This window comes from Mesocryomonas fontinalis, from assembly GCF_055730125.2.
On the sequence record NZ_JBUZWG020000001.1, the window covers coordinates 197,932 to 212,970 of the forward strand.

13 protein-coding genes are annotated in these 15,039 nt (G+C 68.1%); all 13 read right to left on the bottom strand.

The window, feature by feature from the left end:
* Positions 1 to 20: 20 nt before the first annotated feature.
* The 13 genes from ACZL02_RS00940 to ACZL02_RS01000 all read right to left on the bottom strand — a co-directional run bounded on the left by ACZL02_RS00940 (position 21) and on the right by ACZL02_RS01000 (position 14,947).
* Positions 21 to 830, bottom strand: coding sequence for an ABC transporter permease (locus ACZL02_RS00940; RefSeq protein ID WP_472938325.1), 810 nt, complete (start codon positions 828 to 830; stop codon positions 21 to 23).
* Positions 823 to 1,728 carry an ABC transporter permease gene (locus ACZL02_RS00945; RefSeq protein ID WP_472939081.1) on the bottom strand — a complete coding sequence of 302 codons (906 nt, stop codon included), beginning with the start codon at positions 1,726 to 1,728 and terminating at the stop codon, positions 823 to 825. The genes ACZL02_RS00940 and ACZL02_RS00945 overlap by 8 nt, the downstream gene beginning before the upstream one ends.
* A gap of 56 nt (positions 1,729 to 1,784) precedes the next feature.
* Complete coding sequence (locus ACZL02_RS00950; protein ID WP_472938326.1) at positions 1,785 to 2,921, bottom strand: ABC transporter ATP-binding protein; 1,137 nt, start codon at positions 2,919 to 2,921, stop codon at positions 1,785 to 1,787.
* Between the two features lie 111 nt (positions 2,922 to 3,032).
* Positions 3,033 to 4,664, bottom strand: coding sequence for an amidohydrolase (locus ACZL02_RS00955; RefSeq protein ID WP_472939082.1), 1,632 nt, complete (start codon positions 4,662 to 4,664; stop codon positions 3,033 to 3,035).
* A 72-nt stretch (positions 4,665 to 4,736) separates the two neighbouring features.
* A complete protein-coding gene (locus ACZL02_RS00960; RefSeq protein ID WP_472938327.1) occupies positions 4,737 to 5,909 on the bottom strand; it encodes a serine hydrolase domain-containing protein in 1,173 nt (390 codons plus the stop codon).
* A 50-nt stretch (positions 5,910 to 5,959) separates the two neighbouring features.
* Positions 5,960 to 7,060, bottom strand: coding sequence for a histone deacetylase-like amidohydrolase (locus tag ACZL02_RS00965; RefSeq protein WP_472938328.1), 1,101 nt, complete (start codon positions 7,058 to 7,060; stop codon positions 5,960 to 5,962).
* 26 nt (positions 7,061 to 7,086) lie between these two features.
* On the bottom strand, positions 7,087 to 8,667 hold the full coding sequence (locus tag ACZL02_RS00970; protein ID WP_472938329.1) for a GMC family oxidoreductase: 1,581 nt from the start codon (positions 8,665 to 8,667) through the stop codon (positions 7,087 to 7,089).
* Positions 8,668 to 8,673: 6 nt separating this feature from the next.
* Complete coding sequence (locus ACZL02_RS00975; protein WP_472938330.1) at positions 8,674 to 9,756, bottom strand: branched-chain amino acid ABC transporter permease; 1,083 nt, start codon at positions 9,754 to 9,756, stop codon at positions 8,674 to 8,676.
* A 7-nt stretch (positions 9,757 to 9,763) separates the two neighbouring features.
* On the bottom strand, positions 9,764 to 10,636 hold the full coding sequence (locus tag ACZL02_RS00980) for an ABC transporter permease subunit (protein WP_496258385.1): 873 nt from the start codon (positions 10,634 to 10,636) through the stop codon (positions 9,764 to 9,766).
* A 20-nt stretch (positions 10,637 to 10,656) separates the two neighbouring features.
* Positions 10,657 to 11,367, bottom strand: a complete 711-nt coding sequence (locus ACZL02_RS00985; RefSeq protein WP_472938332.1) for an ABC transporter ATP-binding protein — start codon at positions 11,365 to 11,367, stop codon at positions 10,657 to 10,659.
* Positions 11,364 to 12,179, bottom strand: a complete 816-nt coding sequence (locus ACZL02_RS00990) for an ABC transporter ATP-binding protein (protein WP_472938333.1) — start codon at positions 12,177 to 12,179, stop codon at positions 11,364 to 11,366. The genes ACZL02_RS00985 and ACZL02_RS00990 overlap by 4 nt, the downstream gene beginning before the upstream one ends.
* A gap of 7 nt (positions 12,180 to 12,186) precedes the next feature.
* Positions 12,187 to 13,491, bottom strand: a complete 1,305-nt coding sequence (locus ACZL02_RS00995; protein ID WP_472938334.1) for an ABC transporter substrate-binding protein — start codon at positions 13,489 to 13,491, stop codon at positions 12,187 to 12,189.
* A gap of 49 nt (positions 13,492 to 13,540) precedes the next feature.
* The gene (locus tag ACZL02_RS01000) at positions 13,541 to 14,947 is read right to left on the bottom strand and encodes an amidase (protein ID WP_472938335.1); all 1,407 of its coding nucleotides are present in this window, start codon (positions 14,945 to 14,947) and stop codon (positions 13,541 to 13,543) included.
* Positions 14,948 to 15,039 lie beyond the last annotated feature (92 nt).

Below are 15,039 nucleotides of genomic sequence, written 5' to 3' on the forward strand. Positions count from 1 at the left end.
CGTCGGTCTCCTTGGTGAGGTCAGGATGTCTTGCGGGTGAGAAAGAAGCTGACGCTGACCGCCGCGACGGAAAGCGCCAGGAGCATGGTCGACAGCGCGTTCATCTCCGGCGTCAGTCCCCGGCGGACCTGGCCGAGCAGGTAGGTTGGCAGCGTTTCCTGGCCGGCCGATTTCACGAATTCGGAGATGACGACGTCGTCGAGCGAAATGACGAAGGCCAGCGTCGCGCCGGCAAGGATGCCCGGCGCGATCAGCGGCAGCGTCACATGCCGGAAGGTGCGCAGCGGCGTCGCGTAGAGATCGGCGGCCGCGCGTTCCAGCGAGGCGTCCATCGATTGGAGGCAGGCCCGGATCGGCAGGTAGGCGAAGGGGATGCAGAAGGCGGTATGCGCGGCGACGAGATAGAGCAGGCCCTGATACCCGGTCGCCACCTTGATGGCGGCGAAGACGATCAGCAGTGCGATGCCCGTCACGATCTCCGGCACGATCAGTGGCAGGTTGATGAGGGCGTAGATCGCGGTGCGCCCGCGAAATGGCCGTCCCCGTGCGGTCGCGAGCGCCGCGAGGACGGCGCAGGTGGTTGCGCCTGCCGAGGCGAGCACGGCCAGCCAGAGCGAGCGGATCGCCGCGTCCTGCGCCGCATCATTGGCGAGCGCGGCCGCATACCAGCGCAGCGACAGCCCCTCCCAGAGCGCGATCGAGGAGCCCGCATTGAAGGAATAGGCGACGAGCACCGCCAGCGGGGCATAGAGGAGCACGAAGGCGAAGCCGGCCGTTGCCCCGAACCCCGGCATGCGGCGCGCGTCGAACTGGCCGGAGCGCTCAGCCATGCGCGGAGCCCTCGCCGTCGCGAACGGTGCGGACGTAGAAGAGGAGGGCGATCATCACGAGCGCGAGGAGGGTGATCGAGAGGGCCGAGCCCAGCGGCCAGTTGCGGCCTTGCCCGAACTGCAGCTCGATGAGGTTGCCGAGCATGAGCTGGCGCCCGCCACCGAGGACGCGCGGCGTCACATAGGCGCCGAGCGAGGGGATGAAGACGAGGATCGCGCCCGCGACGAGGCCTGGCCTGACGATCGGCAGTGCCACGAGGCGCAGGGCGCGCCACCGCGTGGCGTAGAGGTCGTAGGCCGCCTCCATCAGCCGGAAGTCGAGCTTCTCGATCGTGGCGTAGAGCGGCAGGACCATCAGCGGCAGGTAGACGTAGACCATGCCGATCATGATCGCGGTATCGGTGAAGAGAATCTGGATCGGCTGGTGGATCAGGCCGGCCTTCAGCAGCAGCGTGTTGAGCACGCCTTCGTTGCGGATCACCTCCATGATCGCGAAGGTCCGGATCAGGAGGTTGGTCCAGAACGGGATGGTGACGAGGAACAGGAAAAAATTGCGCGAGGACGGTGGACGGGTGGCGATGAACCAGGCGGTGGGAAGGCCGAGCACCAGCGTCGCCACGGTCGTGACGAAGGACAGGTAGACCGAGCGCGCCAGGATCGAGAGATGGGCGCTGGCGAACGACAGGCTGTCGTCGAAGATGTCCCGCTGCACAACGACGCCGAGCCAGCCCTCGCTCGACGGGCGCCAGACCACCCCGCCGAAATCGCCCGGCGACAGGAAGGAATAGACCAGCACCACCAGAAGCGGTCCCGCCGCGGCGAGGAGAATGACGAGGATCGCCGGTGCCGCCAGCAGCCAGCGACGGCCGGGATTGCCGCTCTGCGGCGGAACGCGCATCGCCTGTCCGGTCTCGCCAGGCTTGGTAGTGTCGAGGCGAGGGACAAGCGCGTCGCTCATGCACTTTGCCCCAGCAGCGTCGCGCCGCCCGGCACGATCGCGAGCGAGACGGCAGCGCCCGCCGCGGGAATGCGCGGTCCGCTGCCGGAGGCGGGATCGTTGCCGATGCGCACGCCGACCGGCGTTGCCCGGCCGGGGATCGCGACGAGGACGAACGTATCCGCACCGGTAAAGCTCGCATCCGCCACGGTGCCCGCGATCGTCTCGGGCGTGCCGGCCGGCGCGAATCGCAGATGCTCGGGCCGCACCACGATCTCGGCAGGCCCACGGCCGGACCTGCCATCGCATGTCATTCCGGATGGCGCCGCGGCGCGCAACGTGATGCCGGCAAGGCGCGCGGTCACCCAATCCCCGTCGCGCGCGACGATCTCGGCCTCGAAGAAATTGGTCTCGCCGATGAAGTCGGCGACGAAGCGGCTTTGCGGCCGGTCGTAGATATCCCGCGGCGCGCCGACCTGGTGGACCCGGCCGGCGCTCATCACCGCCACGCGGTTGGACATGGCCATCGCCTCGTCCTGGTCATGCGTCACGAAAATGAAGGTGATCCCCGTCTCGGCCTGGAGGCGCTTCAGCTCGACCTGCATCTCGCGCCGGAGCTTCAGGTCGAGCGCCGAGAGAGGCTCGTCCAGAAGGAGCACTTTCGGACGGGGCGCCAGCGCGCGGGCGAGCGCCACGCGCTGCTGCTGACCGCCGGAGATGGCCGAGGTCATCCGGTCGCGCATCGTCTCCATGCGCACCAGCCGCAGCATCTCGTCGACGGTGGAAGCGATTTCCGCCTTCGGACGGCCAAGCATCTTCAGCCCGAAGCCAATGTTCTCGGCGACCGTCATGTGCGGGAACAGCGCATAGTTCTGGAAGACCGTGTTGACCGGGCGCTTGAAGGGCGGGAGCGCCGCGATATCGAAACCCTCCAGGCGGATTTCGCCGGAGGTCGGATATTCGAAACCGGCGATCAGCCGGAGAAGCGTGGTCTTGCCGCAGCCGGAAGGACCCAGCAGCGTGAAGAACTCGTTGCGCCGGATCGACAGGCTGACATCGTCCAGCGCGGTGAAGACCGTCGGGCCGAAGCCGAAGGTCTTGGAGACGCGGCGAATTTCCACGGCGGCGGGCAGACCGGCATCCACGACGCTCAAGAGCCTCTCCACGTTGGAAGACGAGCGGCCCGATGCCCGCCATCTGCTATAAAACGAAGTCATCGGAGGCTATGCACAAAATCTTGGCAGTGCAAGTCGATCGACCAAATTTCAGCCGGGTCGTTTCGCTTCGAACGTCACCTTGCCATCGCAGATCGTGCGGGCGATGCCGAGCCCGCCGATCTCGGCCGGTGCCGCGGTCTCGATATCGCCGGCGAGAACAACGAGATCGGCGAGGAGCCCTGGCGCGATCCGGCCTATGCGCGTTTCCGCAAAACCCGCATAGGCACCGCCGGCCGTATAGGCCTCCAGTGTTTCGTGCAGCGTCAGTCGCTGGTCTGGTAGCCCGGGTGCGAAAGGCTGGCGCGTCATCGCGGCCTCGATCGCGCCGAGTGGCGACAATGGCGAGACCGGCCAGTCCGTCGAAAAGGCGATGCGCGCGCCCGCATCCTTCAGCCGGCGCCAGGCATAGGCGAGCGGCCAGCGCTGCGACCCGATGCGCGACACCGTCGGCTCCAGCGGCAGGCCGGCGCTGCCCGGCGGATGGGTCGGCTGCATCGACGCGACGACGCCGAGCTGCTGGAAGCGGGGAATATCGTCCTCGTGAACGACCTCGATATGCTCGATGCGATGGCGGCTGTCGCGCCGTCCATTGGCGGCGATGGCGGCCTCGTAGCCGTCGAGGACCGTGCGCACCGCGCCGTCGCCGATGGCATGGACCGCGATCTGCAGGCCGCGCCGGTCGATCTCGATCGCCAGCGTCGCAAAATCGGCGGCGCTGAAGAGTGGGTCGCCCCGCGTGTCCGGCCGGTCGGCATAGGGCTCGATCATCACGGCCGTCCAGCTGTCGAGGACGCCGTCGTAGAACACCTTGACGAAGCCGCTCTCGAGCCGCTCGCCCGCAAAGTCGCGCGCCATGGCGCTGGCAATCTCGAGATCGGCGAGGCGGCGATGGTTGCGGTAGTGGAAAGGTACGCGCACGCGAGAAGTCAGCTCGCCCGCCGCATCGAGCCGGGCCAGGAGGTCCAGCGTGTAGCGGTTGCCGTCCATGTTGTGGATGGCGGTGATGCCGAGGGATGCGGCATAGGCAAGGCCGCGCCGCAGCGTGTCAAGGTCGGCCGCAATGGCAGCCTCGTCCGGTGCCGGGTCGGGCTCCCCGCCGGTGGCGAGGCCGAGCGAGGCGCGCCCGCCACCGCCGAGCGCCAGAACCGGCTCGAACGCCTCGCGCTCGCGCAACTCCCCCGTCGCCGTGCCACCGGCATCCATCACCACCTCGTTGCCGGGACCAAATACGCGTCCGCCGAGGATGCCGGCTTTGCTCAGCGCCAGCGTGTTGGCCCAGACGGTGTGATGGTCGGGCGCGACGAGCGCCAGCGGGCGATCGGCGAGGATGGCGTCGAGATGCTGGCGCGTCAGGCGTTCATGGTCGGAGAGGATCGTGTAGTCGGCACTCTGCGCGATCACGAGCGGCAGGTCGGGATGCGCTTCGGCATAGGCCAGCACCGCCGTGCGCAGCGCGTCGAAGCCGCCGACGCCGAGGAGACTGAGATGGCCCATCTCGTCGGCACCGGCGAAAAGATGAATGTGGCTTTCCACGAAACCCGGCAGGACCGTCCCGCCACGCGCATCGAGAAACTCCGTCTCGGCATCCGTCAGGCCTGCGATATCGGCCTCGGCTCCGACCGCCACGATGCGGTTGCCGCGAACGAAGATCGCCTCCGCGCGGGGGTGGTCGGGGTCCATGGTGAGGATGCGGGCGTTGCGCACTAGAAGCGATGGCGGCACGGGACGGTCTCCGGTTCGAGGGGCTTCCGGTCAGACGGCCCGGGCGATGGCGTCGAAGCTCCGCACCGTCGCGAGCTTGATCCTGTCGTCGAGCGGCAGGACTTGCGAGGCCAGGCGCACGATCACCGTTTCGCGGGCCGGATTGATGAAGATCCATTGTCCGTGAATACCGATGGCGCAGAGGCAGTCGTCCTCGTCCCCGACGGGGTACCACTGGCTGCGGTAGCGCGCCTGCGGCATGGCTTCGAACGGATCCTCAGCCGCGAGCCAAGCCTCGCGGCTGCCGCCTCGCCAGAGATCCTCGACGAAGCTTGCCGGCAAAATCCCGCCACCGCCGCGCCTGACGAGATCGCCCAGCCGGGCGAGGTCGCGCGCTGTAGCCGAGACGCCGCCGGCCGTGCGCGCCGCACCCCGCCGGTCGAGCGTGACGGAAGCGTCGTCCTCGGCACCCATCGGCTGCCAGAGAAGCGCCTGGAGAAGCGTCGCAAAGGGCGCGCCGCCCGCTCGCTCGACGATGATGCCGAGCAGATCGGCATTCGGCGAGGCGTAGTGATAGCGGACGCCATGCGCATGGTCCTGGCGCGGCAGGCTGGCGAGAAAGGTCAGGAGATCGCCCTCGGCCGCATCGGGCGGGCAGGGGTTCCAAAGCATGGCGCGCCGGTAGCGCGCGAAGGCGCCGTCTGGATCGAGGTAGCTTTCCTCGAAATCGAGGCTGACGGTCATGTCGAGCACATCGCGCACACCCGCCGAACCATAGGCCGGGGAGGCCGCCATCTCGGGGACGTAGGCCGTGACGGCCGCCTGCGGATCGAGGCGGCCCTGCCCCTCCAAGATGCCGGCGATAAGGGCGGTGATCGACTTGGAGACGGAAAACAGCAGATGCGGCTCGGCCGGGTCGCTGCCGGGCGCTGTCCAGTGATAGGCCGGTCGCCCGCTCTTCCAGACGAGAAGCTCGTCGGCATGCGTGGCGGTGAGCAGCGAGGCGAGGTCGCCCCGCGCCCCGCCGGGTAGCTCGACGTTCAGCAGATCCAGCTCGCAGCCCATTGCTTCCGGCTTGGGCCCGGTGGTTGCCGCTGCGCGTATCCGCGCCGACGGCACGAGTTCGCGCACGTGGCGGAAGCTCCACCGGTTCTGCGGCGCCTCGCGCCAGTTGGACAGATCGGTGCCGGCGGGGCGGCCGGGATCGAAGGCGGATGTTGTCATCGGATGTCCCTGTTCAGCATCGTCTGGTCCGGGCTTGGCGTGCGAGACCGTCAGCGGACTGCCTCGACGAGATCGGCCGCCTTCATGATCGCCGCCTCCTGGTGAGGCTGAAGCGTCTGGCCCTCGTAGTTCTGGAAGACCGGCAGGAAGGGATCGTCGATCGGTGAACGCCAGCCGGACAATTGCTCCATCACCGCCAGCCCACAATACGGCACGTAGGAGGAGGAGTAGCCACCCTCGTGCGACAGGGCGAGCCGCCCGCCGCAAAGCGCGTCCGCGGCTTCCATCAGCAGCCGCGTCATCGCGCGATAGGTGTCGCTGTGCAGCATCATCCGGCCGAGCGGATCGACGGCGGCCGCGTCGAAGCCGGACGGTACGACGATGAGGTCGGGCTTGTAGCGCCGAAGCGCCGGCAGCACCACGCGCTCGAGCGCCGCGAGATAGGCGCCGTGCCCCGAGCCGGCGGGCAAGGGGACGTTGATGTTGTAGCCCTCGCCGGCACCCGTGCCGCGCTCGTCGCAAAGGCCCGATGCATGCGGATAGAGCCGATCCTGGTGCAGCGAGATCGTGAGGACCGAAGGGTCGTCGTAGAAGACGGCTTGCGTGCCGTTGCCGTGATGGACGTCCCAATCCACCGTCGCGACGCGGGAGAAGCCGTGGAGTGGCCTCAGCTTGCGGATGGCTAGAGGGATGTTGGCAAAGAGGCAGAAGCCCATGCCGGCCGACGGCTCCGCGTGGTGGCCAGGCGGCCGCACCAGCGCATAGCCATTGGCGACCTCGCCCTTCAGCACCGCGTCCATCACCGCCGTGGTACCGCCCACTGCCTTGCAGGCGATCTCGTAGCTGCCGGTGCCGAAGGGCGTCAGCGGGCTCGCATCGCCCCCGTGCCCGGCGCTCTCGGTGCGGATGCGCTCGATGTAGGCGCGGTCGTGGACAAGGGCGAGATCGTCGGCGTCGATGGCCATCGAGGCGATGTTCGTCAGCCGGTCGAGAAGGCCGGAGACCTCCATCAGGTTGCGGAAGCGGCGCTTGGTCTCGGCATTCTCGAAGTGCTGGCCCGGCTCGATGGTGAGGCCCGGCGCGAACAGGCCGGCGGCATTGCCGGTCTCGTGCCAGAGGTAGAGCTCGTGGAAATTCCAGCCTGTGGCCATCTCGTCCTCCCTCTATACGTGGGTATTCAACCTCTGATGATCATTGCCGAGGCGCGCTCGGCGATCATGATGGTCGGCGCGTTGGTGTTGCCGGAGACCATTTTCGGGAAGACCGAGGCATCCGCGATGCGCAGGCCCTCGAGGCCGTGCACCTTCATCGAGGCGGGATCGACCACCGCCATCGCGTCCGTTCCCATCCGGCAGGTGCTCGTCGGGTGGTAGAGCGTGGTGCAGTGACCGCGAATGTAGTTCGCGATGTCCTCGTCGCTCTCGCATTCCGCGCTGGGCGAGACCTCGCCTTCGATCAGTTCGGCCAGCGGCGACTGCGCGGCGATGCGCCGGCTGATGCGCACACCCTCGACCATGGTCGCGAGATCCGACCCATCGGGATCGCTCGCGAAATAGCGGGGATCGATCATCGGGCGTTCCAGCGGATCGGCGGTGCGCAGGCTGATCTCCCCGCGGCTGTCCGGCCGCTGCAGCGTGGTGTGGAGGGTGATGCCGGGCTTGGAAGACAGGAAGCGAACATAGTCCCGATGCGGGCTGATCGCACCGTAGAGCTGCAGGTCGGGCTCGATGCCGGGCCGGCTCTTCACGAAGCCGCCGGCCGCGACCCAGGGCGAGGAGCGCGGCCCGGAGCGCGTCGCCTCCCATTCGGCGAAGTCGCGGGCGAGCGTCTCGTCCGTCCAGGCGCCGACACCGATCTTCTCCTTGGTATAGAAGGTGATGGGGATGTTGATGTGGTCCTGCAGGTCCTTGCCGACGCCCGGCAGGTCATGAACGGGCGAAACGCCGACCGATGCCAGCTCTTTCGCCGGGCCGATGCCGGAGAGAAGCATGAGCTGGCAGGTGCCGATCGAGCCCGAGGAGAGCACGACCTCGTCCGCATGCGCTGTCTCCGCGACGCCGTTGACGAGGTAGCGGATACCGGTGACGCGTCGGCCCTCGACGATCAGGCCGGTGGCGGTGATGCCGGTCCTGACGGTGAGGTTGGGGCGCTCCAGTGCGGGGCGGAGATAGGCCTTGCCAGTGCCCCAACGCTCGCCGTTCTTGATGGTGAACTGGAACAGCCCGACGCCTTCCTGCGTCTGGCCATTGAAGTCGGGATTGAGGGGATAGCCCGCCTTCCGGCAGGCCTCGATCCACAGGCGTTCGTTCGGATCGACATGCGGCACGTTGCCGATGTGGAGCGGGCCGTTCTGCCCGTGCAGGGGATCGTTGCCGAGTTCGGCATTGTCTTCCGAAGCGATGAAGCTTGGCAGCACGTCGGCCCAGGACCAGCCGGGGCAGCCTCGCGCGGCCCAGCCGTCATAGTCGGAGGGCAGGCCGCGAATGTAGATCATCGCATTCAGCGCGCCTGAGCCGCCGACCATGCGCCCGCGCGGCCAGAAGATGCGCCTGCCCCGGCAGCCTGCCTGCGGTTCGGTGTAGTAGCCCCAGTCGACATGGGTGTTGAACATTGTCGGCCAGTCGGATGGCACGTCCGAGGCGAGCGGGGCGGCGCCCCCGGCCTCCAGCACGAGCACCTTGCGCGTCGGATCGGCGCTGAGGCGGTTGGCGAGAACGCAGCCGGCCGAGCCGGCGCCGACGATGATGGTGTCGAACATGGAACCTCACTTTCCGGCGGCGGCCGTCAGGTCTTGCGGGATGGGAGCGGACGAGGTGCGGGCCCGGCGCCGGCTCCAGGCGAGAAGGTCGCCGATGCGGCCGACCAGGCCGCGCGGCATCAGCACGATCGAGGCCGCGATGATGAGGCCGAGGCCGAGCGTGCGAAATTCGCCCGCCTCCCGCATCAGCTCGTCCGCGGCCATCAGGACCACCGTCCCGACCAGCGGGCCCCAGAACGTGCCGACGCCGCCCACCACGGTGATCGCGATGATGAACATCAGCTGCGACATGGAGAGGACCCCGGGTCCGATCGCCTGGAAGTGCGCGGCATAGAGCCCGCCGGCGAGGCCGGTGAAGAAGGCGGAGATGCCGAAGACCAGCAGCTGCGCCTGGAAGCGCCCGACGCCGCGCGCCACCGCATAGGCCGGATTGTCCTTCAGCGCCCGGAAGGCGAGGCCGATCGGGCTCTTCACTACCGCATAGGTGAACAGCATCGTCGCTGCAAAGAGGACGGCGACGATCGCGTAGTTTCCGACCAGCCATTGCCCTTTCAGCGCCGCGCGCGTGCCGAGATCGCCGAAGCGCGCGAAGCCGACAGCCCCGCCGGTGAATTGCCGGCAGATCGAGCCGACCATGACGAAGCAATCGGTGTCGGTGACGATGAGGACATAGAGCGTCTGCGCGATGCAGAGGGTGAGAAGTGCGACATAGACGCCGGTGAGCCGAAGGCAGGCGAGCCCGATGACGAGCGAGAAGACGACGGCTGCCAGCGCGCCGGGGACGATCGCCGCCCAGACGGAAAAGCCGAGATAGAAGCAGAGCATGGCGGTCGCGTAGCCCCCGACCGCGAAGATCGCCATTTGCGCCAGCGAGAAGATGCCGGAGAAGCCGAAGAGCAAATTCCACTGCGAGGCGACGGTCGCGTAGAACAGCGCGAGCACGACCTGGCCGAGGATGTAGCGGCTGTCGACGAAGAACGGCAGGGCGACGGCAAGCGCCACCACGACCAGCGCGACGGAGAGGTCGGCCCAGCCGGAGCGGGAGGCCGGGCGACGAATGGTGGCGGGAGAAATGGGAAGCGTGCTCATGGTGCCCTCACATGCGCCGGATCTGCGCGCGGCCGAAGAGGCCGGACGGCCGCCAGATCAGCACGGCGATGACGACGAAGAGGAGCGCGGGAAAACCCCAGCGAGCCCCGGCGGCATACTGGACGAAGGCCTCCAGCAGAGCGAGGCCGAAGGCGGCGGCGACCGCGCCCGGCAGGTTGCCGAGGCCTGCGACGACGCACATGATGAAGGCCTTCAGCATCGGATCTGCGCCGAGCGGCGGCGAGAGCTGGGTGACGGAGGAGACCATGACGCCGCAGACGCCGGCGAGCGCCCCGGACAGGACGAGCACCTGGAAATAGACGCGGTCGACCGCGACGCCCATCAGCTGTGCCGCATCGCGGTTCTGCGCTGTCGCGCGGATCGCCCGGCCCATCCGCGTGCGGCCGAGGAGAAGCGCCAGGAGCGCCATCAGGACGACCACGACGAGGATCACGGCGACACTCTGGTTCGGCACGGAGACGGGCCCGAGCGCCATCATGCCGGAGACCGTCAAAGGCTGGCGCAGCGGCTGACCGCCATAGGTAAGGAGAATGGCGTTCTCCAGCGCGATGCCGATGCCGACCGTCGCGATCATGACGTTTGCCTCGAAACTCGCCCGGTCGCTTTTCAGGAGATTGCGCACGATCAGGATGTAGAGGAGCGCGCCGGCCGCGCTGCCGGCCGCGATCGCCGCGAGAAAGCCGAGCGGCAGCGGAAGTCCGAGCGCTGTGACGGCGGTGTAGGCGGCATAGCCGCCGAGCGTCAGCATGGCGGCATGGGCCATGTTCAGCATGCCCATCGAGCCCCAGACGAGGGACAGGCCGACGGTGGCCAGCGCATAGAGCGCCCCCGAGCTCAGGCCGGCCACGAGGATCGCCATCACGATATCCTGCATGCCCGTCACCCTCCGAGATAGGTCGAGAGAAGCTCGTCGCGCGCGAGCAGCTCGGCGGGCGGGCCCGACCAGACGATCCGTCCGTCGTCGAGAAGATGCAGCCGGTCGGCGAGATCGGCGACGCGAGCCGGGTTCTCCTCGATGAGGAGGATCGTGCGCCCGGCGCGGCTGAGTTCGGCGATGACGGCGTAGATCTGCTCGATGATGAGCGGTGCGAGGCCGAGCGAGGGCTCGTCGAGAAGCAGCACGCGCCCCCCCATCATCAGGCCGCGCCCGATGCCGACCATCCGCCGCTCGCCACCGGAAAGGGTGGAGGCGATCTGGTGCCGGCGGTCGGCGAGCTTCGGCAGCAGCGCATAGACCTCCTCCAGCCGGCGGTCCGTCTCGGCCTTGCCGGGCGCGAGATAGGCGCCCATCAGAAGATTCTCGAGGACGCTCATCTCGGAAAACAAGAGGTCGCCCTGCGGCACGTGGGCGATGCCGAGCGCTGCGACCGAATGCGGCCGGCCCTCGACCCTCTGCCCGTCGATCCGGATCTCGCCGCGGCGCACCGGCACGAGGCCGCTGATGGTCTTGAGGAGCGTCGACTTGCCATGCCCGTTCGGCCCGACGACGGTGACGAACTCGCCCTTGCCGACCTCCAGCGAGACGCCCTTCACGACCTCCAGTTCGCCATAGCCGGAGACGACGTCGTGCAGGCTGAGGACGGGTGTCACGCGCCGGCCTCCGCGCCTTGGAAATCCGAGCCTTGGAAATACGACTTCATGCGCCGGCTTGCGCCCTCGCCGAGATAGGTCTCCACCACCGTTGCATCCTCCGCGACGGCGGCGGGCGGTCCCTCGAAGATCACCTTGCCGTGGTGCATGATGACGACGCGGCTCGATAGCGCGACGAGAAAGCGCATCACGTGTTCGATGAGGACGATGGTCAGCCCGGCCTCCTTGAGCTTGCGAACGAGATCCATGATGCGGTCGATCTCGGCAAGGTTCAGCCCACCCACCGGCTCGTCGAGAAAGAGCATCGCCGGCTTGGTCGCGACCGCGCCGGCGATCATCAGGAGCTTGCGGTCGAGGACGGGGAGGGCGGCGACGGTCTCGCCCGCCCTGTCGGAAAGGCCGACGAACGCCAGCGCTTCCTCGGCCTCGCGCCGGACGGCGGTCCCGAGGCGAAAGCCGGGAAAGCGCCGGCGCGTGCGCCCGAAATAAGCTGCGATCTCGACATTCTCGCGCACCGTCAGGCTCTCGAAAGCCGCGTTCAGCTGGAACGTTCGGGCGATGCCGAGCTGGCAGATCCGATCCGCGCCGAGATCGGAAATCTCCACCCCCTCAAACAGGACGCGGCCGCTGGTGGCCGGCGTGATGCCCGTCACGGTGTCGAAGAAGGTGGTCTTGCCCGCCCCGTTCGGTCCCCCGATCCCGACGATCTCGCCCCGCCCGACGGAAAGCGAAACGCCGTCCACGGCTGCCAGGGCACCGAAGCACTTGGTGACGCCCTCGCAGACGAGGATGGTATCGGCGGTCGGGATCATCCGGCGATCACGCCTTGATCCAGGGCGGCAGAATGAAGGCGTCCTTGGCGTAGAGCGTCGGCGCGATCAGCTTGGCGTCGGTCTTGTAGTCCTGGTGCTGTAGGAACTGATGCGGCATGCCGAGCGAGGGATCGGCGACCTGCGTCGGATAGCAATAGGCCGACTGGCCCTCGGGGTCCGCACGGTAGGTGCCGTTGACGCCGCGATAGACGAGCCGGCGCATGGCGCCCGCCACCTTCGACACCTGCTCCTTCTCGAAGGGCGCGCCGGGACCGCCCGCGATGGCGGCGGCCAGCGCCCACATCCAAAGCCCGTCATAGGTCTGCGAGCCCGTGAGATAGGCGGCGTTCGGGCCAAACTTCTCGCGATAGGTCTTGCGGAAGGCGGCGGAGAAATCGTCGGGCAGGCAGCCGATGACGGTGGAGTAGACGACGCCGTTGATCGCCTCACCGCCGATCTCGCGGAAGGCGGGAAGCGACGGGCCGTACTGCATGTAGACGAGGCTGTTGGTCGGCTGCGCCAGGAACTGCACCATGAACTGGGCGAGGTCCTGCGGCAGGAAATGCGTGACGAGGATCGCGGCCGGCGGGTCCTGCCGGAGCTTGGCGAGCGTCGGGCCCCATTGGTTGGTCGGGAAGGGCACGGTCTCGAACAGGCTGACCTCGAACCCGTACTCTGCCGCCTTGTCGCGGATCGCGTTGGCGATGACGATCGAATATTCGTTGGCGGACGGGATGATCGCGATCTTCTTGTTCGGCGCCGTCCAGCTGCCACCCTCCGACAGCTTCTTCAGGAAATCGAGGCAGCCCGGCCCGTACCAGTATTCCGGCGGATCGCCCTGGAAGGAGCCGTAGTAGCGGGCAGGGTCGGTCTTGAACTTCTCGTTGTGCGAGATCAGCGTGTTGTAGTGCATCATGATGACGTCGTTGTCGGCGGCGACGTCCATCTCGATCATGTTGGTGCCGAGATTGTAGCCGTTGATCACGAGCGGCGTCTCGTAGCGGTCGATCAGCCGCTGCATGGACTGGCTGACGAGGTCGGCCCCCATCTCCTTGGTATCCTCGACGTGAAGCTCCAAGGGGCGCCCGAGCACGCCGCCGGCCGCGTTGATCTCCTCGACGGCGAGATCCAGCCCGTTCTTGAACTCGATGCCGTCGGCCGCCGCGAGGCCTGACATGGGCAAGGCCGAGCCGATCGGGATCGGCGTCGCATCCTGCGCCCGCGCAGGGGCGTTCAGCCCGGCGAGCATGGTGCCCGCCGCGCCTGCGCCAAGCGCCCCTTGAAGCATCGAACGTCTGCTGATCCCTGTCATGGTGTTTGTCTCCTCGGGTTCGGAACGATGGCGGCGAAGGACGTCCGGCTCACGCCGGCAGGCTGGATAGGATGCGCTCGACGGCCTCGCCCATGGCGAGGACTTTGGCGTCCTCGCCGCGTGCGCCGACGATCTGCAGCCCGATGGGTAGCCCGCCCGCGGTGAGGCCGCAGGGGAGGACCAGCGCGGGCTGCTGGCTGAGATTGATCGGAAAGCTGAAGCTCGCCCACTCGGTCCAGCGCTCGTAGGGGCCGCCGGCCGGCACTTCGAGACCGGCGCCGAAGGCGGGGATGGCGGCACCGGGCGACAGCAGGCCATCGAGGCCGGCCAGAAGCCTGTCCATCGCCGCGCCGAACTCGGCGCGCTTCGCCTGGGCGGTCATCAGATCGACCGCCCCGAAGGCGGCGCCTTGCCGCGCGATGTCGAGAAATCCTGGATCGATTGCGCCGCGTTCCGCCTCCGGCACTTGCGCCAGGCGCGCGGCCGCGCCGCTGAACCAGTGATGATGGAAGATGCCGAGAAGGTCCTCTCCGGGCAGCGTGACCGGCTCGACGTGTGCCCCGGCTGCCCGCAGGGCTTCGATCGCCTGCTCGACGCCCGCCCTGACCTCCGGATCGACGCTGCCGACCGGCGGCTCCGACCAATAGCCGAAGGTCAGGCCGGCAAGTTCCAGCGGCGACGCATCGAGAGACGTCAGAGTTCCCGGTCCCTGCGCCCAGTCCTCGAGGCTCCGGCCGGACATTGCGCGCAGCATCGCCGCCGTATCCGCCACGCTGCGGGTCATCGGGCCGAGATGCGCGACCGTGCCGAAGGCGCTGGCGGGGAAGGCCGGCACCCGGCCATAGCTCGGCTTCAGCCCGACGATGCCGGTGAACGCGGCGGGAACGCGGATCGAGCCGCCGCCATCCGTGCCGAGATGAAAGACGCCGGCGCCCACCGCTGCCGCCACCGCTGCGCCGCCGGACGAGCCGCCCGCGGTCTTCGAGGGATCGTGCGGATTGCGCGTCACGCCCGAGAGCGCCGAGTCCGTCACGGCCTTCCAGCCAAATTCCGGCGTCGTTGTCTGTCCGATGAAGACGCAGCCAGCTTCGCGCAGGAGGCGGACCGCCGGCGCGTCCGCGGCGTAGGGCTCGGTCGGGGTCGTCGTGGAACCGTAGCGGACGCTCCAGCCCTTGGCCCAGACGATGTCCTTCAGCGTCGTGGGGATGCCGTCGACAGCCGAGAGCGGGGTGCCCGAGCGCCAGCGCTTTTCCGACGCGGCAGCGGCTTCCAGCGCGCCGGCCCGGTCGATGCGGATAAAGGCGTTGAAGCTGGGATTGATCGCCTCGGCCCGCTCCAGCACGGCCTTCGCCACCGCGACCGGTGAAATATCGCCGCTCGCATATCCCTCCCCCAAAGCGAGCGCGTCCAACCGTGCGAGGTCTGGTGCATCGGCTAGGGGGGCGGCGAGGGGCATGCCGGCGCATCCTTCGTTTCGTCGGTGCCGCCGCCGGGGGGCAGGCGGCTGACTGCTTAGAAGGCAATCTGATGCGCCTTCCAATTTTTCAT

Coding starts and splice junctions, on each gene's coding strand:
- ACZL02_RS00940 (WP_472938325.1), bottom strand. CDS start 830: ATGGCTGAGCGCTCCGGCCAGTTCGACGCGCGCCGCATGCCGGGGTTC.
- ACZL02_RS00980 (WP_496258385.1), bottom strand. CDS start 10,636: ATGGCGATCCTCGTGGCCGGCCTGAGCTCGGGGGCGCTCTATGCGCTG.
- ACZL02_RS00970 (WP_472938329.1), bottom strand. CDS start 8,667: ATGTTCGACACCATCATCGTCGGCGCCGGCTCGGCCGGCTGCGTTCTC.
- ACZL02_RS00945 (WP_472939081.1), bottom strand. CDS start 1,728: ATGCGCGTTCCGCCGCAGAGCGGCAATCCCGGCCGTCGCTGGCTGCTG.
- ACZL02_RS00975 (WP_472938330.1), bottom strand. CDS start 9,756: ATGAGCACGCTTCCCATTTCTCCCGCCACCATTCGTCGCCCGGCCTCC.
- ACZL02_RS00960 (WP_472938327.1), bottom strand. CDS start 5,909: ATGACAACATCCGCCTTCGATCCCGGCCGCCCCGCCGGCACCGATCTG.
- ACZL02_RS00955 (WP_472939082.1), bottom strand. CDS start 4,664: ATGGACCCCGACCACCCCCGCGCGGAGGCGATCTTCGTTCGCGGCAAC.
- ACZL02_RS00965 (WP_472938328.1), bottom strand. CDS start 7,060: ATGGCCACAGGCTGGAATTTCCACGAGCTCTACCTCTGGCACGAGACC.
- ACZL02_RS01000 (WP_472938335.1), bottom strand. CDS start 14,947: ATGCCCCTCGCCGCCCCCCTAGCCGATGCACCAGACCTCGCACGGTTG.
- ACZL02_RS00995 (WP_472938334.1), bottom strand. CDS start 13,491: ATGACAGGGATCAGCAGACGTTCGATGCTTCAAGGGGCGCTTGGCGCA.
- ACZL02_RS00990 (WP_472938333.1), bottom strand. CDS start 12,179: ATGATCCCGACCGCCGATACCATCCTCGTCTGCGAGGGCGTCACCAAG.